Genomic DNA, 17,836 nt, shown 5'->3' on the forward strand with positions numbered 1-17,836 from the left:
GCGGGTGCGGATCGGCAAGGGGCCGGCGGTCGAATCGGTGGGCGCCGGGCCCGGTCGTCCTGCGGGCATGCCGCGGCCCGGGGGAGTGCCGTGTCCGATGGGCGTTCCGTGCTGGCTCGCGTCGAAGCCGGACGTGGGCGAACGCGGCCGCTGCGGGGGGATCGGGGCGGCGTCCCAGCCGACCGGGGGTTCCGTGCGGGCTGTCCCTGCGAAGCCCGCCGGGGCGTGGCCCTGGTGGCGGGGCGGCTCGGCGGCCGAGCGACTGGGCAGCAGACGGTCTTCGGCGGCCAGCAGTCGGTCGCTCAGTTCGAGGCAGCGTGCGCCGAGGCCTTCGCGCAGGTTCTGGGCCTGGGCGAGTTGCCGGAGCAGTTCGGGGTCGGGCTGTCGGGTCGGGCGGCCGGGGCCTGGGGCATGGTCGGCCCGAAGTTCTTCGCTGAGTCGGCGCTCGCGTTGTGCGGCGAACTGCCGGGCCCGGAGCAGTTCGTCCAACTCCGCTCTGAGTGTTTGGACATCGGCCGACTCCGGCCCCCGATCGCGTACGGTCATCGCGCCCCGCCCTGGTTTCTCCACGGGGTCCCCCGATTGGCCCCCGACACTACGACTGGTGGCCATCCTGGTGCTGCCATACGGCGGCCACGTTACGGGAGTAAGTCATAACGTTTTCGAGACGGAAATGCGAGTGGCGACGCGGCGGGAGATCGACGGGTTTTTCGAGCGCGGGCCAATTCCCGTCCGACTCGCCCTACTTGTGAGGGTACGGGGTGTTCGTTCCCGGTGGATGCGGGCTGATGGAGCGTCAATCTGCCAGTTGGGCCCGCGCTTCCATCAGCGCGAAGCCGAGCAGGTTCAGCCCGCGCCACCGCGTCGGCGAGTTCGCCAATTCGTTGTCGGCTGCCAGGCCGATGCCCCAGACCCGGTCGAGCGGGCTGGCCTCCACCAGGACGCGCTTCCCGGTGCGGAGCAAATAGTCGCGAAGCCGCTTGTCCTGCCCGAACTTGGCGACGTTGCCCGCCACTACCAGTTCGAAGCGGTGCGCCACCCAGGTGTCCTGGTCGAAGTCTTTGACCAGGCGGCCCAACTTCTTTGCCTCGGCGGGCGTTCGGGCCCGGAGGATGCGCGGGACGATCTCCTCGTCGCCGAACAGTCGCGCCTTGCCGGCCATCATCCAGTGCTCGGCGGTGGCGTACTCGACCCCGTCGACGGTGAACGGCGATGGCCACCACTGGCTGAGCGAGCCGGACCCGATCCGCCCGTCCCGTTCGGGCCGGTGGCCCCAGAAGTACAGGTACTTGGGGCTGCTCCCGGACGCGATTGCGGCCACCAGCTGCTCGCGGGAGCGGGTGTCGCTCGGAAGGATGGTCGGATTCGTCATGACGCCATCCTGGCAGTGTCCCTGGAGGCCGTGCCCGTCATTTTCCGCAGGCCGCGGCCTCCTCCGTTGCGGAGCTGTGTTTGCTCCGGCCCTGGTCGGCGGGTGTGGCCGTCATCCGACCGAGCGCGGCAGCCGGATGCTCAACCAGCAGATGATCAGGGAACCGAGCGCCTGGATGCCGAGCACCAGAGCCAGCGCGTTCGCCATTCCCAGGGTGGGGACGAGCCCGATGAAGAGGGTGCCGAGCGTGGCCACTCCCAGGGCCAGGCTGGACTGTTGGGTGGTCGCCAGCACGCCGCTGCCGACCCCCGCGCGTTCGGCGGGAACCCGGGAGAGCACCACCCGGAACAGGGGCATGCCCACCAGCCCCTGTCCGATGCCGGCGAGCGCGACGCCAGGAAGCATTCGGAGCAGGGAGAAGTGCGACCAGTCGCCCAGTGCGGTGGCGATCAAAGTGATCAGGCCGGCTCCCTGGACCACTGCGCCGGCCGTGATGACCTGGCTGCCGAAGAGGCCCACCAGCCGCGGCCCGGCCAGTGAGGCACCGAAGTAACCGACTGCCATCGGCACCAGGGCCCAACCTGCGGCGACCGGCCCCTGGTGCAGCCCGTTCTGCAGCAGCAGGGCGATCACGAACATGAATCCGCCGAATCCGGTGAAGTAGGGCACCGCCACGCCGAGGCCGCGCCGCATCTCGGGAATCCGCAGGAGCGAGAGCGGGACGAGGGGGACTCGCCCTTCCCGCTCGGCCCGTCGTTCCACCGCCACGAACGCCGCCGCGAGGGCGGGAAATGTTGCCAGGGACACCCAGGTCCAGAGCGGCCAGTCGACCGCCCGGCCCTCCATCAGGGGAACGAACAGGGCCAGCAGTGTCGCCGTGAGCAGCAGGGTGCCGGGCAGGTCCACGCCCGCGGCCCGCTCCGCCCGGCTCTCCGGGACATGACGTGCTGCCAGGACTGCGGTGAGCAGCGCGAAGGGGACGTTCAGCAGGAAGACGGCGCGCCAGCCGGTGCCGAAGAGGTCCGCCGAGACCAGGAGTCCACCGAGTACCTGGCCGATCACCACCGAGATGCCGCCGACGGCTCCGTAGATGCCGAGGGCTCGGGCGCGCTGCTGAACGCTGGTGGTGGCGGTGATGGTGGCGAGGACCTGGGGGAGCAGCAGAGCGGCGGAGGCTCCCTGGGCGACCCGGGCGGCGACCAGGGTCCAGGCGGTGGGGGCGGCACCGCAGGCGAGTGAGGTGAGGGTGAAGGCGACGGCTCCGGCGATGAACAGCCGCCGTCGGCCGAAGGCATCGCCCAGCCGCCCGCCCAGGACGAGCAGGACGGCGAAGGCGATGCCGTAGCCCGCCGCCACGAGTTCCAGGACGGCGGGCCCGGCGACCAGATCGTGGTCGATGGTCGGCAGCGCGACATTCACTATGAAGAAGTCAAGCATCGGAAGGAAGGCGCCCAGAAGGACGGTGATCAGGCCGGCGGCACCCAGTTCGGGAGCCGCGGGCCGGACCGGCGACGAGATCTGCGGTAGCACTGTCTGCTGAGTCACGGGTACTACGATGAGGCTCCTCTCAGCCTGGTACCAGGCGGTCTTTATCCAGGTATAAGGAGTACCTGGCAACAGGATCTGCGGTGGTACACCCTGGTGCTATGGCTACCTCCACGGACCTTCACACCCCCGCCGACGATCGGCGGCGCGAACTGGCCACGTTCTTGCGCAGCCGCCGGGAGCGCATCTCTCCCGAACAGGTCGGCCTGCCTGCCGTCGGACGCCGCCGTACCCCGGGGCTGCGCCGCGAGGAGGTCGCCGGCCTCGCCGCGGTCGGAATCACCTGGTACACGTGGCTGGAGCAGGGACGGGACATCCAGGTCTCGGCCCAAGTCCTGGACGCGGTGGCCCGGGCCCTGCTGCTCGATCGCAACGAGCGGTCGCACCTGTTCACGCTGGCCGGTTCCGAGGACCCGGCGCCGGTGAAGGAGTGCCCCACCGTCTCCCCGGCGATCGCGGCCATGGTGGACCAGCTCGACCCGTTTCCGGCCGTGGTGATCAGCAGCCGGTTCGACATCCTTGCGTACAACCGGGCATACACCTGGCTGGCCGGGGACTTGGACACGATCCCCGAAGAGGACCGCAACGTCATGTGGATGATCTTCACTGACACTCCAATCGCGAGGAACCTGGCGGACCTGGCGGCCGCCAGAGCAGGGGTGGTGGCGCGCTTCCGGACCGTGATGGCCGACCATGCGGCGGAACCCGGGTGGAAGGCGTTGGTCGCCCGGCTGCGCAAGGCCTCTCCGGACTTCGAGGAGGCTTGGGAAAGGCACGAGGTGTCGGGGATGGTCAACGGGTTCAAACAGTTCGTGCTGCCCGAAGTCGGCCTGCTGCGCTTCGAGTACACGAACATGTGGCTGGGCCCTAGGAGCGGCACCCGACTGGTCGGATACGTGCCCCACGGCCGGGAGACCCTGGACCGGCTCCACCAACTGGCCGGCGCCGCCTGACCGCTGACCGGGCGCCGACGCGCGGACGGCGATCCGGCCGGACCAGGGCCGGATCGTCCGAGCACTATCGACCAGCACAGGGCGGCGAGCGGAAGCTCCGCGCAGAGGGCCATCAGCAGGGCCACCACCAGCTCGGGCCCGCGCGCCGCCGTCGCCACGTCGCACCCGGCATCGACGACCAGCAGCACGGCAGCCGGCCCGGCCGTCCAGCGCGGACTCCTGCCCTGCCGCAGCAGCACGGCACTTGCCGACAGCGCAGCGGACTCGACCACATCGAGTACGGCCCAGGTCGTCCCGCCGGGCAGCGTGGCTAGCAGCGCCGCCCAGGGCAGCAGGATCAGCCCGCAGCCCAGGAACAGCAACTCCACCGGCACCGGCCCGACCCGCAGGCCGACCCGCCCGGACCGGACCGGACGCACCCCGCCGCCCACCCGGACGAGGGGCGAAGCGAGCACACTCATGCCGCCCTCCCCGACTCCGGGTGCTCCGTGCAGCCCGACGACCAGCACACCTGCGCCCAGCGGAACTCCCCGGCCACCGAGGCGAACCAGAAGCTGCCCGTCGTCCGCACCGCATCGGCCGGCACTGTGCGGCGGCGCAGTCCGCCCGGGCGGAACAGCACCGGCCGGGGTGCGGTGCCTGGTGGCCACCGGCCCCACGCGCAGGAGACCGGCCCTTCTCCCGGCCCACCGGCCCGGCCGCGCCGCGCACCGCGCAACCGGGTATCAGCTAGCGAGGACTCGACCACCACATCGAGCAACTCGCCGTACTCGTACACCTCCATGGCCGGGCGGCGGCCGGCGCGCAGGCGCACCGACCAAGGGCCGACCGAGGCGAGCAGGCCCACCATGCCCACGCCGTCGAGGAGTTCGGACCCGGCCATCGGGAACTCCAGGGCGGCGCCAGGGGTGGCAACGAGCGGGCTGCGGCCACAACGCATCAGGTTCGTATTCGTCATGCCGTCAAGAATCGTCAGAGGCAAGGATCTTGTCGGTAGCGCGCGGCTCCGTCTTTGGGGTGTAGCCAGCTACACCCCAAAGACGGAGGCTCACGCCATGGAAGCCGAGATCGGCGCGGCCCTACGCTGTGCCGCATGCTCCAGTCGAAGATCCAGTCGCGCCCCGTTCGGGCGGCCGGCCCCGCAGCGGCCCGCCGCGCAGCGCTCCGTGCTGCGCTGGCGCATGCGCCGTGGTCGGCGGGCACTCGACGGGATTCGCTGTTCCTGGCAGCCGGCCTCCCGCTCGGCTTGCCCTGCATCATCGTGCTCAGCATTCCGGGCAAGTCGTTGATGGTCTGGCTGCTCTTGCTGGTGGTCCTGTTCGACCTGCTGACCACTGTCCAGCGCAGCCGGGTCCGCAGCCTGCGCGGCCTGGAGATCCCGAGCCGACTGGCGTCGGACGCAGCCTGGCTGCCCCGTCTCCGCGCCGGGCTGACGTGGCGTCAGGCCGTGTACCACCTCGTCATCGCCCCGATCCAGACCTTCTGCGCCGCCCTGGTCCTCAGTCTCTGGGGCACCGCCCTGGTGTTGTTCACCTTCTTCGGCTGGGTCTGGCTGCTTCCGATGGACAACCCCCTGCGTTCCGGCTTCGGTTGGACGGTAGACGGCACGGTGGCCACCCTCGGCGGCCTGCTCCTGCTGTTCCTCACCCCATGGCTGGTCGCCCTGCTCGCCGCGCTCGACCTCTGGACGGTCCGCGCCCTGCTCGGCCCCAACCGCGCGGAGGTGCTGGAGCGCCGCGTCGAGCACCTCACCCAGAGCCGGGTGGACGTGGTGGACGCCGCCGACGCCGAACGTCGCCGGATCGAACGGGACTTGCACGACGGCGCACAGCAGCGCCTGGTCTCGCTCGCGATGAACCTGGGCCTCGCCCGGCGCACCCTGAAGCACATTCCGCCCGAGGCGATGGAGGTCATCGTCACCGCGCACGAGGAGGCCCAGGCCGCCATCAAGGAACTCCACGACCTGGTCCGAGGCCTGCACCCCGCCGTACTGGAGGACCGCGGGCTCGACGCGGCGCTCTCCGGCATCGCCGCGCGCAGTCCCGTCCCCGTGCACCTCGCGGTCGACCTGCCGGGCCGGATAGCCCCCACCGTGGAGGCGGTCGCGTACTTCACGGTCTCCGAGGCACTGGCCAACGCTGCCAAGCACGCCAAGGCATCCCGGGTCGATCTCGCCCTGCGTCGGGTCTCCGACCGGCTACTCATCACCATCACCGACGACGGCATCGGCGGAGCGGACGCCACCCGCGGCAGCGGGCTCACCGGCCTGCGCAAACGGGCCGCGTCCGTGGACGGATCACTTGCCATCACCAGCCCCCGCGGGGGCCCCACCACTATCACCATGGAGCTGCCATGCGAGCTGTGATCGCCGAGGACTCCGTCCTGCTGCGGATCGGCATTGTCAAGGTCCTGGAGAGCGAAGGCTACGAGGTGGCCGCCGCCGTGGAGGACGCCGAGGCGCTGCTCGCCGCCGTGGAGGAGCACCGTCCCCAGATCGTCGTCGCGGACGTCCGGATGCCACCCGGCTTCACCGACGAGGGAGTCCGCGCCGCCCTGATGATCCGCCAGCAGTGGCCGGGCACCGCGGTCGTGCTGCTCTCCCAGTTCGTCGAGGAGCGCTACGCAGCCGATCTGCTGGCCAAGAACACCAGCGGTGTCGGCTACCTGCTCAAACAGCGGGTCGCCAACGTCGACGAATTCGTGGAGGCGCTCCAGCGAGTCGCCGAGGGCGGCACCGCCCTAGACCCCGAAGTGGTCGCGCAACTGCTGCTGCGCCGTGACAAGGATCCGCTGCACCGGTTGACGCCCCGCGAGCGGGACGTGCTGGCGCTGATGGCCGAAGGACGCTCCAACACCGCGATCGCCGAATCCCTGGTGGTCAGCGACAGCGCGGTCTCCAAGCACATCAACTCGATCCTCACCAAGCTCGACCTTCCACCCGCCGAGGACACCCACCGGCGCGTACTCGCGGTACTTCGCTTCCTGGAGGTCAGCCAATGACACGACGATCGACCACAGGGGCGGAGCCGGAGCTGCGGCCCGCCGGCAAGGGCCGGTACGCCCGATGGCTGCCGAAACCCGGCCCGGACGTCCCGGCCGGCGAGCTGCGCACGGGAGAGCGCCGCATCTGGCGGGTCATCGGAGTGCTGGCACTCGCCTGCGCCATGGTGGGCGGAGCGGCAACCACCGGCGCTTCCCTGGTCCAGCGCGACAGTGTCCGTGAGAAGACGTTCTTCGAGGCGATCGACCGGCTCGACATCAACTCCGGTCCGGCCATGGTCACCGTGCGGGCCGGTGGCACCGATCGGGTGATCGTCACCGAACGCGTTGGCTGGGCCGTGCGCATGCCCGTTGTGAGCAAGCAGGTCGAAGCGGACACACTGTCGATATCCGTCGACTGCCCGGAAGCGAGCGTGCTGTTCGGCTGCGCCGTCGCCCTGGAGATACAGGTCCCGCCAGCGACCGCGATCAAGTCCCGCAGCGGTTCCGGCTGGACGGAGATCCTCGACATGTCCGGGGCCACCTCGGCGGAGACCGGTTCCGGGCAGATCGAGCTGAGCCGGGTCAGCGGCGCCATCTGGGCCAAGGCCGGCTCCGGTCAGATCGTCGGCACCGGGCTGACGTCGGCGGAGGCCAGAGTGGTCTCCTCCTCGGGCCAGATCACCCTTCAGTACGACCGGCCGCCGACCTCGGTGACGGCCCGATTGGCCTCCGGCAATTTCGTGCTGAAAGTCCCCGACGACGGCAGTCAGTACCGGATCGACCTCAGCGCCGCAGCTGCTGGCCTGGTGATGGATCCGTCCCTGCAGAACTCAGCCTCCTCGCGGGTGCTGGACATCCTCACTGCCTCCGGCGACGTCAACATCAATCGGACCGGCAGCCACCACTGACCGAGCGCCGCGCCGCCGCGCATCCGGCCGGCCCGCGCCGCAGTCGCTCCCGACCGCCAGCGCGCGACCGCTGGCGCGACTGCCCGGCGCCCGACCAGCGCCCGACCGGGGCTGTCCCGCAGCGCGGGGCGGCCTGCCCGGTCGGTGGGGGAGAATGGAGAATCCGGAACTCCCGCCGTTGGGGCCCTACCCGTTTGAGGATCTGCCGCGCATGACCATCACGCCCGACTTCGCCCAGGCAACCCCGGCAGCGCCCGAAGCGCCCGAGTTCGCCCCGCTGAACATCGGGCCGATGCAGGTGTGGCCGCCGGTGGTGCTGGCCCCGATGGCCGGTATCACCAATGCCCCGTTCCGCACCCTGTGCCGGGAGCAGAGCGGCGGCCGCGGCCTGTACGTCTCCGAGATGATCACGACCCGGGCCTTGGTCGAGCGCAATGCCAAGACCATGCAGTTGATCAAGTTCGACGCAAGTGAGAAGCCTCGCTCGATCCAGCTGTACGGCGTGGACCCGGAGACCGTCGGCAAGGCGGCGCGGATGATCTCCGAGGAGGGCCTTGCCGATCACATCGACCTCAACTTCGGTTGCCCCGTCCCCAAGGTGACCCGCAAGGGCGGCGGCTCCGCGCTGCCGTACAAGCGCAACTTGCTGCGAGACATCCTGCGGCAGGCGGTCGGGAACGCGGGCGACCTCCCGGTCACCATGAAGATGCGCAAGGGCATCAACGACGACCACCTCACCTATCTCGACGCCGGCCGGATCGGCGCCGAGGAGGGCGTGGCCGCGATCGCCCTGCACGGTCGTACCGCCGCCCAGCACTACGGCGGCACCGCCGACTGGTCGGCCATCGCCCGGCTGCGTGAGTCCGTCCCGACCGAGATCCCGGTGCTCGGCAACGGCGACATCTGGTCCGCGGACGACGCGGTCCGGATGATGCGCGAGACCGGCTGTGACGGCGTGGTTGTCGGCCGTGGCTGCCTCGGCCGGCCGTGGCTGTTCAAGGACCTGGTGTCGATCTTCGAGGGCGACGTCGACTACGCCCGCCCCACCTTCGCTTACGTGGCCCGCGCCATGGTCCGGCACGCCCAACTGCTGGGGGAGTGGCTCGGGGACGAGGCCCGCGGCGTCATTGACTTCCGCAAGCACGTCGCCTGGTACACCAAGGGATTCTCGGTCGGCTCCGAGCTGCGGGTGAAGCTCGCCAACTCCAGCTCGCTCACCGAACTCGCCGAAACCCTCGCGCTGGTCGACCAGGAACAGAGCTGGCCGATCGGCGCCGACGGTCCGCGCGGCCGAACCAGCGGCAACAACCGGGTGGTCCTGCCCGAAGGCTGGTTGGACGATCCGTACGAGTGCGCCCGACTCGGCGAAGATGCCGAATCGGACACCTCTGGCGGATGATCTGTACGGTTCGGTAGAAATGGCCTCTACTGGCAGCTGGCCGAACTGGACCAGGCTAGTTATCCAAAGTGGACAACAGGGCTCCTCAAAGGCGAAATTCCGCCACTCGGAGTAACCAATCGCTCAACAGAAAGCGACGCGCGACGTAGAGTTCCCGGGCTCGACAGTTGAGATGCGCTCGTGACGCTGGCCACATATCGTGGCGGATGACGGCCAGTCAGTGGACTTCGCCAAGGTGTACAAGTCCGGATCGCTTCCCGAACGGGCTCCGGGGTGGATGGCTGCGGCTGGTTGCAGGAAATCAAGCCGGGGAAACGCGGCGGGGTAAATGCCGTCACTGTGTGTCCGGTTCGCATGAGCTTCACGTGGCGATGCCTTCACTTCTTGAAGGCTCGCTAGCGTCACCCGGACGATTTCAGCAACGCAGGCAAACGCCCATTCAGGCATTCGATCTGCTGGTCAATGACCCGCCTCGCAGCTCGTACGACCTATTCGCTCCCCTAAACAGCCTTCGAAATGGGTATGTTCTCCGGCGTCAGGGCAACCGTGTGCGAGGAGAACGACCCGTGGCGGCGCAGCAGAAGTTTGTTTACTCCTTCACCGAAGGAAACAAGGACCTCAAGGATCTTCTCGGCGGGAAGGGTGCGAACCTCGCCGAGATGACCAACCTGGGCCTCCCCGTCCCTCCGGGGTTCACCATCACCACCGACGCCTGCAAGGTGTTCCTCGAGACCGGCTCCGAGCCGGCCTCGCTGAACGAGGAGATCACCGGCCACCTGGTCGCCCTCGAGGCCCGGATGGGCAAGCAGCTCGGCCAGGCGGACAACCCGCTGCTGGTCTCGGTGCGGTCCGGTGCCAAGTTCTCCATGCCCGGCATGATGGACACCGTCCTGAACATCGGCCTCTCCGACGCCTCGGTGACCGGGCTCGTCGCCCAGTCCGGCAACGAGCGCTTCGCCTGGGACTCCTACCGTCGCCTGGTCCAGATGTTCGGCAAGACCGTGCTGGGCGTCGATGGCGAGCTGTTCGAAGAGGCGCTGGACGAGGCCAAGCACGCCAAGGGCACCGTCAACGACCTTGACCTCACCGCCGAGGACCTCAAGATCCTGGTCGAGACCTTCAAGGCGATCGTGCTCCGGGAGACCGGCCGCGAGTTCCCGCAGGAGCCGCGCGAGCAGCTGGACCTGGCGATCCACGCGGTCTTCCACTCCTGGAACGGCGACCGGGCCCGCCTGTACCGTCGCCAGGAGCGCATCCCGAACGACCTGGGCACCGCCGTCAACGTCTGCACCATGGTCTTCGGCAACCTCGGCGAGGACTCGGGCACCGGTGTCGCCTTCACCCGCGACCCCTCCACCGGTACCCAGGGCGTCTACGGCGACTACCTGCAGAACGCCCAGGGCGAGGACGTGGTGGCGGGCATCCGCAACACCCTCCAGCTGGCCGACCTCGAACAGCTCGACAAGAAGTCGTACGACGAGCTGATGTCCATCATGCAGACCCTGGAGAACCACTACCGGGACCTGTGCGACATCGAGTTCACCATCGAGCGCGGCAAGCTCTGGATGCTGCAGACCCGCGTCGGCAAGCGCACCGCCGCCGCCGCATTCCGAATCGCCGTCCAGCTGGTCGACCAGGGCCTGATCGACCTGGACGAGGCGCTTCACCGGGTCACCGGCGGCCAGCTCGCCCAGCTGATGTTCCCGCGCTTCGCCCCCACCTCCGAGACCCGGCCGGTCGCCTACGGCATCGCGGCCTCGCCCGGCGCCGCGGTCGGCAAGGTGGTCTTCGACTCCTACACCGCTGTGAAGTGGTCGCGCTCCGGCGAGAAGGTCATCCTGGTCCGCCGTGAGACCAACCCGGACGACCTCGAAGGCATGATCGCCGCCGAGGGCATCCTCACCTCGCGTGGTGGCAAGACCTCGCACGCGGCCGTGGTCGCCCGCGGCATGGGCAAGACCTGTGTCTGCGGCGCTGAGGAGCTGGAGGTCGACACCAAGAACCGCAAGTTCACCACCGCCGACGGCCAGGTCGTCCAGGAGGGTGACCTGGTGTCCATCGACGGCGCCAACGGCAAGGTGTACCTGGGCGAGGTCCCGGTGCTGCCGTCCCCGGTGGTCGAGTACTTCGAGGGCACCCTGCACGCCGGCGCCGACGTCCAGGGCGGGCTGGTCCAGGCCGTGCACCGGCTGATGTCGCACGCCGACGGCCGCCGCCGCCTCGCGGTCCGCGCCAACGCCGACAACGCCGAGGACGCGAACCGCGCCCGCCGGTACGGCGCCCAGGGCATCGGCCTGTGCCGCACCGAGCACATGTTCCTCGGGGAGGAGCGCCGCAAGGAGGTCGAGCACCTGATCCTGGCGGACAACGACAAGGACCGCGAGGCCGCGCTGTCCAGCCTGCTGCCGCTGCAGAAGGGCGACTTCCTGGAGCTCTTCCAGTCGATGGACGGGCTTCCGGTCACGGTCCGCCTGCTCGACCCGCCGCTGCACGAGTTCCTGCCCGACTTCACCGAACTGTCGGTGCGCGTCGCCCTCGCCGAGGCCCGCAAGGACCCGAACGAGAACGACCTGCGCCTGCTCCAGGCCGTCCACCGCCTGCACGAGGCCAACCCGATGCTGGGCCTGCGCGGCGTCCGCCTCGGCCTGGTCATTCCCGGCCTGTTCGGGATGCAGGTCCGGGCGATCGCCGAGGCCGCGGCCGAGCGCAAGCTGGCCGGCGGCGACCCGCGCCCCGAGGTGATGATCCCGCTGGTCGGCACCGTCCAGGAGCTGGAGCTGGTCCGCGACGAGTGTGAGCGAGTGCTCGCCGAGGTCGCCGCCTCCACCGGCGTCAACCTCGACATCAAGCTCGGCACCATGATCGAGTTGCCGCGCGCCGCCGTGACGGCCGGGCAGATCGCCGAGGCCGCCGACTTCTTCTCCTTCGGCACCAACGACCTGACCCAGACCGTGTGGGGCTTCTCCCGCGACGACGTCGAGGCCTCGTTCTTCACCGCCTACCTGGAGAAGGGCATCTTCGGCGTCAGCCCGTTCGAGACCATCGACCGCGACGGCGTCGGCTCGCTGGTTCGGAGCGCCGCGCAGGCCGGCCGGGCCACCCGCCCCGACCTCAAGCTCGGCGTCTGCGGCGAGCACGGCGGCGACCCCGACTCGGTCCACTTCTTCCACGAGGTGGGGCTGGACTACGTATCCTGCTCCCCCTTCCGGATTCCGGTGGCGCGCCTGGAGGCAGGCCGCGCCGCCATCGAGACGGCGGGAAGCGACTCGCGCTGACACGAAGCAGCGCGGATCACTGACCGCACCCCTCCGTAAGAAGAGGGGCGTACGGCGGAGCTCGGCGCAGGAGAGCCGCCGTACGGAGCAGCCGGGGCGGGAACGGACAATGGCGTCCGCTCCCGCCCCGGCGACGTTTGCCCGGTCCGACCTCGCGGTGCTCCGGCGCCCCTCGGCCCACCGCTGTCGGCGCGACCCTCGCCCGGTACGCGCTGGTTGCGCCGTCCGGGTGAGTCGGTACGGCAAGCTAGACGTCATGACCAGCCGCAATCGCCTGATCAGCCTCGCCGTCCTGATCGTCGCGGGCCTTATCGCCGCAGTGACCGCCCTGCTGAACGGCGGGGGCGACACCGGCAGCCCGAGCGCCGACAAGTCCCCTTCCGCGCCCGCCGCCACGGCTGCCCGGAACGGCACCACGAGCGCCCCCAAGCCGTCCGCCCCGGCAAAGTCGCCCGCCGACCAGCCCGCCTGGGTGCCCACCAACACCGCGCTGGCCGACGTCTGCCGCAGCAAACTGCCCTCGCAGGCCCTCGACACCCTCGGGCTGATCGCCAAGGGCGGCCCCTACCCGTACCGCTCGGACGGCATCGTCTTCGAGAACCGGGAGAGCCGCCTGCCGCGCCAGAACAACGGCTACTACCACGAGTTCACCGTGGTCACCCCGGGCTCGGACGACCGCGGAACCCGGCGGGTGGTGACCGGAAACGCCGGTGAGCAGTACTGGACCGCCGACCACTACGCCTCCTTCCAGGAGATCGACTCGCGCTGCTGACAACACTGCCGGCGACACGCCGGTAAATTACTTTCCATCGCGGAAAGTATGTGCCAGGGTGGCAGTACGTGATCCGGCAGAAGGCTGGATCGATGTCGCGCTGCCCGGGGGTTCGATGGCCGAGGAGAAGCAGTTCACGTACGGAGAGGCCGAAGGGTTGCCGCCCGGAGACACTCTGACCCCCGCCGAGGCACTCGCCCTCGCCGGGCGGGCCGAGGCCGCCGCGCGGCGGCCACAGCCGCTGCCCTGGTGGTACGGGCCAGGTGTGGGCCTCTCGTTCGCTGCCTACGGGGCGGCGATCGGGAAGTCCTTCGGGCAGCAGGCGCAGTGGCTGATACTGCTGTGCCCGCTCGGGCTGGTGCTGGTGCAGGCCGCGATAGTGCGGGCAGCCGTCCGCGCCCGCGGCGTTGCCGGGCTCGTCGAACGCGGGCTCCCGCCGCACGCCCTGCGGGCGTTCGGCGCCGTCGTCCTGGCGGCCGTGCTGTCCGGCCTCGTCGCCTGGCTGGCCACCGGAGATCCGGGCTGGGCCAGTGCGGCCGCCGGTGTCGGTGGCGGACTGGCGATGTGGGCCGGCATCGCCCTGATCAACCGTCACGTCAAGGAGCAGAGCATGAGCAGCGCGCAGTGAACGGGCTTGACCCAGCCCTCCATCAACCGACCAGGCTCACCGTCCTGGCCTTCCTCAGTGGATGCCAGGAGGCGGAGTTCTCCGTGGTCCGCGACTACTGCCAGGTCTCGGACTCGGTGCTCAGCAAAACCGCGGCGAGCCTGGAATCGACCGGCTACCTGCGGGCCCGCAAGGGCTACGTGGGCAAGCGGCCGCGCACCTGGCTCTCCGCGACCCGGCAGGGCCGGGCCGCGCTGGCCGCCCACCTTGCCGCACTCCAGCAGTTGGCCGCCGCCGCCGAGGCGGCCGGCTCGGAGTCCGACACCGGGGGCGGTTCGAGCGAGGGCTGAGTCGGAGGGGCGGGTCGGACCTGGCGCAGTATCAGAAGGATCACACCCAGGAGCGGAGGTGGAGCCAACGCACGTGAGGCCCACGCTCCTTGACAACTCGACAGAGTGTCGCAGCCCCACGACGGCAGAAAGCCGTCCGGGGAGGGCGTTCGGGGGCCGACCCCGCCGCACGCCCGCCCCGGACGGGCCGGCTCCCGCCGGAACGGGAGCCGGAAGGCCGTCTCAGGCGGCCGGGAGCAGCGAACTGCCGATCACAGGCTCGCCGACCAGGGAGCCGCCGTGTCTAAGGCACTCCTGGTTGAGCGGCGCCGGATCCGGTGCGCTGGGCGAGGTCGCGGCGGCGATCCGCAGCTCGATGATGTCGCGGACGGCCGGCCACTCCTCGTCCAGGATCGAGTAGAACGCGGTCGACCTGACTACGCCGTCCAGGCCGCGCGAGTGCGCCCGGCGGACTCCCTCGGAGGTGGCACCCAGCCGCTCGATGGCAATCCGGGAACGGGCGTTGCGGGCGTCGGCCCGCAGCGAGATCCGCTGCACGCCCCAGACCTCGAAGGCGTGCCGCAGCATCAGCAGCTTCGCCTCCGTGTTGATGCCGGTGCCCTGCGCCCGCGGGGACAGCCAGGTGTTCCCGATCTCCGCGGCGTCCGGCACGGCTTCCAGCGGATCGCCGTACGGGATCCCGGGCACGGGCGGCCAGACCAGCGGCCCCTGCCAGTAGTCCAGTTCCAGGAATCGGGTCGAGCCCACGACGCGATTGTCGGCCGTACTCACGGTGGCGTACGGCATTGACCGGCCCGCCGCCTGGTCGGCGAGGGCACGCGCGATGTACTCCCGGGCGGCTTCAAGTCCGTGCGGGACAGGGGTGAAGGCGTAGGTCGTACGGTCCTCGGCGCCGGCCTCGGCAAGGGCCGCGGCGTGGTGCTCGGCGAGGGGCTCCAGCCGCACGGTGCGGCCGTAGAGGGTGACGGGTACGGGCACGGATCCTTCGGTCCTTCGGCTCGTCGGGGTCCCGCGTGCCGGGTTCGCGGCGCGTGGGCAGTGGTCGTTCGCCCCGGCCCCGGACAAGCGGCCGCCCGGGTGCGCTACGCCAGAGGCTCGGGCGTGCGGCGGGTCGGCAGCCCGGAGGCGGGCAGCGCGGTGCCGGTACGGACACGGGTCGACGGACCGATCCGGCGGGATGAGCGACGGGACAGTGTGCGTCCGCGAGATGGCCGAGGGAGAAACGAGATCACGAAGCGAAGCAGGCGGCCAGGTGAAGGCAAGGTGCGCAATGGATGGCTGGCATCACAACGGACCGGGGCGTGGCCCACGACGTGACAGACGGCGTGGCGCGACGACGCGACGATGCGAGGCAGCGAGAGGACGATACCCGCCAGAAGGCGGTGCGTCACTTCGCGGCGCGCCAACGAGGACGCGCGGGTCCTTTCGGCACGCCGAGACGCTCCGTCATATTAGCGCTCGGCCCGCTCGCCACGTCCACCACCAGCGGCTTTGCCGGGAGGTGAGAGGATTCCCGAGACGGAGTGAAGACTCGCGCGCGGACGGGAATTCCGGCGAGCCGTCGCACGCTGGACAGATCAGATCCGAAAACATTCCGAGACGACGAGACGGAACGGGGTTGGGTGCGCTGTGCGTGATCCCAAGGAGCTGTACGAGCTGGAACCGCAGGGCGTGACCGCCCTGGCGGCGGCCCGCGCCGCCGCGGAGGCCGGTGCCGGCCTGGTGCTGCTGTACCACTTCGAGGGCTTCATGGACGCCGGCGAGGCCGGAGGCCAGGTGGTGGCGCACCTGCTGGAGCACGGTTCCCCGCAGGTGGTCGCCAGGTTCGACCACGACCGGCTGGTCGATTACCGGGCCCGCCGTCCCGCGATGACCTTCGACCAGGAGAGCTGGACGGCCTACGACCCGCCGGAAATCCTCCTCCAATTGGTGCGTGACTCCGTTGGCGCGCCGTTCCTGGTGCTCACCGGCCCCGAGCCGGACACCGAGTGGGAGCTGTTCGCCGCCGCCGTACGGGATTTGGTGGAGCGGTTCGAGATCCGTCTGGCCGTCTCCTTCCACGGCATCCCGATGGGTGTGCCGCACACCCGGCCGGTCAGCCTCACCCCACACGGCAACCGCGTCGACCTGGCGGCGGGGCACCCCAAGTGGTTCGACCAGGCGCAGGTCCCCGGCAGCGCTCAGGCGCTGGTCGAGTACCGGCTCGCCGAGTCCGGCCACGACGTGCTGGGCTTCGCCGCGCACGTCCCCCACTACATCGCCCGCTCCGCGTACCCGGCTGCCGCAGTGGTGATCCTGGAGGCAGTGCAGTCCGCGACCGGCCTGGTCATGCCCGGCAGTGAACTGCGCGTGCGGGTCAACGAGGTCTACGCCGAGATCGAGGACCAACTCTCCCAGGGCGACGGCGAGCTGCGCTCCGCGATCCAGGGCATGGAGAGCCAGTACGACGCGGTCTCCGGCGCCGCCGATCGCGAGAGCCTGCTGGCCGAGACCACCGACCTGCCCTCGGCCGACGAGCTCGGCCGACGCTTCGAGGAGTTCCTCGCCGAGCACGAGCGCGGCGCGGAGTAGGTGCGCCGCCGCCTGCTGGCCGCCACCACGGCGGTGCTGATCAGCACCGCAGCGTGCAGTGCCGCCGAGACTTCCCCGAAGCCCGGCCCCGACCGGGCAGCGTCCCCCAGCCCCTCCGCGACGCCCATCACCGGGCCGTACGTGGCTCTCGGGGACAGCTATACCTCCGGCCTGCGGATCCCGCCGCAGAGCGGCTCACCGCTGGGCTGTGGCAGGTCCGGCGTCAACTACCCCTCCCTGGTGGCCCGGCAGCTCGGCCTGCAGGACTTCACCGACGTCAGCTGCAGCGGCGCACGGACCGGAGACCTGACGGCCGCGCAGAAGACCGACAACGGGGTCAACCCGCCCCAGCTGGACGCCATTGGCCAGGCGACCCGCCTGGTCACACTCGGCGTGGGCGGGAACGACGCCGGATTCCTCGACGTCCTGGGCCGCTGCGCGCTGGAGAACGTCCGGCACAGCCTGATCGGCGGTGGCAGCGACGCGCCCTGCCGCAGTTACTACACCACCGGTGGTGGGCGCGGTGAGGTCCAGCGGAAGGTGCAGGACACCGGCGAGCGGCTCACGACCGCCCTCGGCGAGGTCAAGCGGCGGGCGCCGCAGGCCAAGGTCCTGCTGATCGGCTACCCGGCGCTGCTGCCGCAGGACCCGGCCCGGTGCTCCAAGACCCTGGGGGACGGCATCGCGGCAGCCGACATCGGATTCGTCATCGAGCAGGAGCAGCAGCTGAATGCCATGCTCCGCCAACGGGCCGAAACAGCCGGGGTGACCTTCGTCGACACCTATGCCTCGTCCACCGGCCACGACATGTGCGAGGCGGAGGGCACTCGCTGGATCGAACCCCTCGGTGCGGCGGGTGGTCTGGCCCCGATCCATCCGAACGCCCAGGGCCAGCAGGGCATGGCCGACGCCGTCCTGACGGCTCTGCGGCAGCGGCACTGACCCGGTCGCCCGGCGGTCCGACCGGGCGCGCGTTTCTTGCGCGCGCCCACACTCACCGAGTCGTGGGGCGGTCCGCGGGTCCCATAGCAGGTCACGGGCCTGGATGAGGGCAGGATCGCCGATCCCGCAGGTGATTCCCGGAGAACTCGGTACGACGGGG

15 protein-coding genes are annotated in these 17,836 nt (G+C 70.3%); 11 read left to right on the forward strand and 4 right to left on the reverse strand.

The genetic code is table 11. The annotated features are described in order from the left end of the window. Positions 1–796 precede the first annotated feature (796 nt). Both ACFYS8_RS21825 and ACFYS8_RS21830 read right to left on the reverse strand, forming a co-directional pair. Positions 797–1,372 carry an NADAR family protein gene (locus ACFYS8_RS21825; RefSeq protein ID WP_387643164.1) on the reverse strand — a complete coding sequence of 192 codons (576 nt, stop codon included), beginning with the start codon at positions 1,370–1,372 and terminating at the stop codon, positions 797–799. A gap of 111 nt (positions 1,373–1,483) precedes the next feature. Continuing rightward, on the reverse strand, positions 1,484–2,917 hold the full coding sequence (locus tag ACFYS8_RS21830) for an MFS transporter (RefSeq protein WP_387643165.1): 1,434 nt from the start codon (positions 2,915–2,917) through the stop codon (positions 1,484–1,486). Between the two features lie 101 nt (positions 2,918–3,018). Here ACFYS8_RS21830 and ACFYS8_RS21835 point away from each other — a divergent pair, with 101 nt between their 5' ends. Further along, the gene (locus ACFYS8_RS21835; RefSeq protein ID WP_387643166.1) at positions 3,019–3,870 is read left to right on the forward strand and encodes a helix-turn-helix transcriptional regulator; all 852 of its coding nucleotides are present in this window, start codon (positions 3,019–3,021) and stop codon (positions 3,868–3,870) included. 457 nt (positions 3,871–4,327) lie between these two features. On the opposite strand, the gene ACFYS8_RS21840 is transcribed toward ACFYS8_RS21835, so the two are convergent. Further along, positions 4,328–4,828, reverse strand: coding sequence for a hypothetical protein (locus ACFYS8_RS21840; protein WP_387643167.1), 501 nt, complete (start codon positions 4,826–4,828; stop codon positions 4,328–4,330). Positions 4,829–4,963: 135 nt separating this feature from the next. Between ACFYS8_RS21840 and ACFYS8_RS21845 the strand changes: the two genes are divergently transcribed. The 8 genes from ACFYS8_RS21845 (at position 4,964) to ACFYS8_RS21880 (ending at position 14,163) form a co-directional block, all read left to right on the forward strand. Continuing rightward, on the forward strand, positions 4,964–6,235 hold the full coding sequence (locus ACFYS8_RS21845; RefSeq protein ID WP_387643168.1) for a histidine kinase: 1,272 nt from the start codon (positions 4,964–4,966) through the stop codon (positions 6,233–6,235). Next, positions 6,223–6,870, forward strand: coding sequence for a response regulator (locus ACFYS8_RS21850; RefSeq protein WP_387643169.1), 648 nt, complete (start codon positions 6,223–6,225; stop codon positions 6,868–6,870). Before ACFYS8_RS21845 ends, ACFYS8_RS21850 begins: the two co-directional genes overlap by 13 nt. Continuing rightward, positions 6,867–7,760: a DUF4097 family beta strand repeat-containing protein gene (locus ACFYS8_RS21855; protein ID WP_387643170.1), complete on the forward strand. Its 894-nt coding sequence runs from the start codon at positions 6,867–6,869 to the stop codon at positions 7,758–7,760. Before ACFYS8_RS21850 ends, ACFYS8_RS21855 begins: the two co-directional genes overlap by 4 nt. 292 nt (positions 7,761–8,052) lie before the next feature. Further along, positions 8,053–9,159 (forward strand): tRNA dihydrouridine synthase DusB, encoded by a 1,107-nt coding sequence (dusB, locus tag ACFYS8_RS21860; protein WP_387643841.1) that lies wholly within the window; start codon positions 8,053–8,055, stop codon positions 9,157–9,159. A 371-nt stretch (positions 9,160–9,530) separates the two neighbouring features. Further along, a complete protein-coding gene (gene ppdK, locus ACFYS8_RS21865) occupies positions 9,531–12,434 on the forward strand; it encodes a pyruvate, phosphate dikinase (RefSeq protein ID WP_387643844.1) in 2,904 nt (967 codons plus the stop codon). 256 nt (positions 12,435–12,690) lie between these two features. After that, positions 12,691–13,206 carry a ribonuclease gene (locus ACFYS8_RS21870; RefSeq protein WP_387643171.1) on the forward strand — a complete coding sequence of 172 codons (516 nt, stop codon included), beginning with the start codon at positions 12,691–12,693 and terminating at the stop codon, positions 13,204–13,206. Between the two features lie 58 nt (positions 13,207–13,264). Beyond that, positions 13,265–13,834 (forward strand): hypothetical protein, encoded by a 570-nt coding sequence (locus ACFYS8_RS21875; RefSeq protein WP_387643172.1) that lies wholly within the window; start codon positions 13,265–13,267, stop codon positions 13,832–13,834. Then, a complete protein-coding gene (locus ACFYS8_RS21880; protein ID WP_387643173.1) occupies positions 13,831–14,163 on the forward strand; it encodes a transcriptional regulator in 333 nt (110 codons plus the stop codon). Before ACFYS8_RS21875 ends, ACFYS8_RS21880 begins: the two co-directional genes overlap by 4 nt. A 222-nt stretch (positions 14,164–14,385) precedes the next feature. Here the strand turns inward: ACFYS8_RS21880 and ACFYS8_RS21885 are convergent, their stop codons facing one another. Then, positions 14,386–15,141, reverse strand: a complete 756-nt coding sequence (locus ACFYS8_RS21885) for a GNAT family N-acetyltransferase (protein WP_387643174.1) — start codon at positions 15,139–15,141, stop codon at positions 14,386–14,388. Between the two features lie 651 nt (positions 15,142–15,792). On the opposite strand from ACFYS8_RS21885, the gene ACFYS8_RS21890 reads away from it, so the two are divergent. Then, positions 15,793–16,734 carry a PAC2 family protein gene (locus tag ACFYS8_RS21890; protein ID WP_387643175.1) on the forward strand — a complete coding sequence of 314 codons (942 nt, stop codon included), beginning with the start codon at positions 15,793–15,795 and terminating at the stop codon, positions 16,732–16,734. Beyond that, positions 16,735–17,676, forward strand: a complete 942-nt coding sequence (locus ACFYS8_RS21895; protein ID WP_387643176.1) for an SGNH/GDSL hydrolase family protein — start codon at positions 16,735–16,737, stop codon at positions 17,674–17,676. Positions 17,677–17,836 lie beyond the last annotated feature (160 nt).

Source organism: Kitasatospora sp. NPDC004615 (assembly GCF_042873545.1).
Taxonomy (GTDB): Bacteria; Actinomycetota; Actinomycetes; order Streptomycetales; family Streptomycetaceae; genus Kitasatospora.

Bases quoted from the DNA above. Each gene is read 5' to 3' on its own strand.
- ACFYS8_RS21825 (WP_387643164.1), bottom strand. From the start codon at position 1,372: ATGACGAATCCGACCATCCTTCCGAGCGACACCCGCTCCCGCGAGCAG.
- ACFYS8_RS21835 (WP_387643166.1), top strand. From the start codon at position 3,019: ATGGCTACCTCCACGGACCTTCACACCCCCGCCGACGATCGGCGGCGC.
- ACFYS8_RS21840 (WP_387643167.1), bottom strand. From the start codon at position 4,828: ATGACGAATACGAACCTGATGCGTTGTGGCCGCAGCCCGCTCGTTGCC.
- ACFYS8_RS21845 (WP_387643168.1), top strand. From the start codon at position 4,964: ATGCTCCAGTCGAAGATCCAGTCGCGCCCCGTTCGGGCGGCCGGCCCC.
- ACFYS8_RS21850 (WP_387643169.1), top strand. From the start codon at position 6,223: ATGCGAGCTGTGATCGCCGAGGACTCCGTCCTGCTGCGGATCGGCATT.
- ACFYS8_RS21855 (WP_387643170.1), top strand. From the start codon at position 6,867: ATGACACGACGATCGACCACAGGGGCGGAGCCGGAGCTGCGGCCCGCC.
- dusB (WP_387643841.1), top strand. From the start codon at position 8,053: ATGCAGGTGTGGCCGCCGGTGGTGCTGGCCCCGATGGCCGGTATCACC.
- ppdK (WP_387643844.1), top strand. From the start codon at position 9,531: ATGCCTTCACTTCTTGAAGGCTCGCTAGCGTCACCCGGACGATTTCAG.
- ACFYS8_RS21870 (WP_387643171.1), top strand. From the start codon at position 12,691: ATGACCAGCCGCAATCGCCTGATCAGCCTCGCCGTCCTGATCGTCGCG.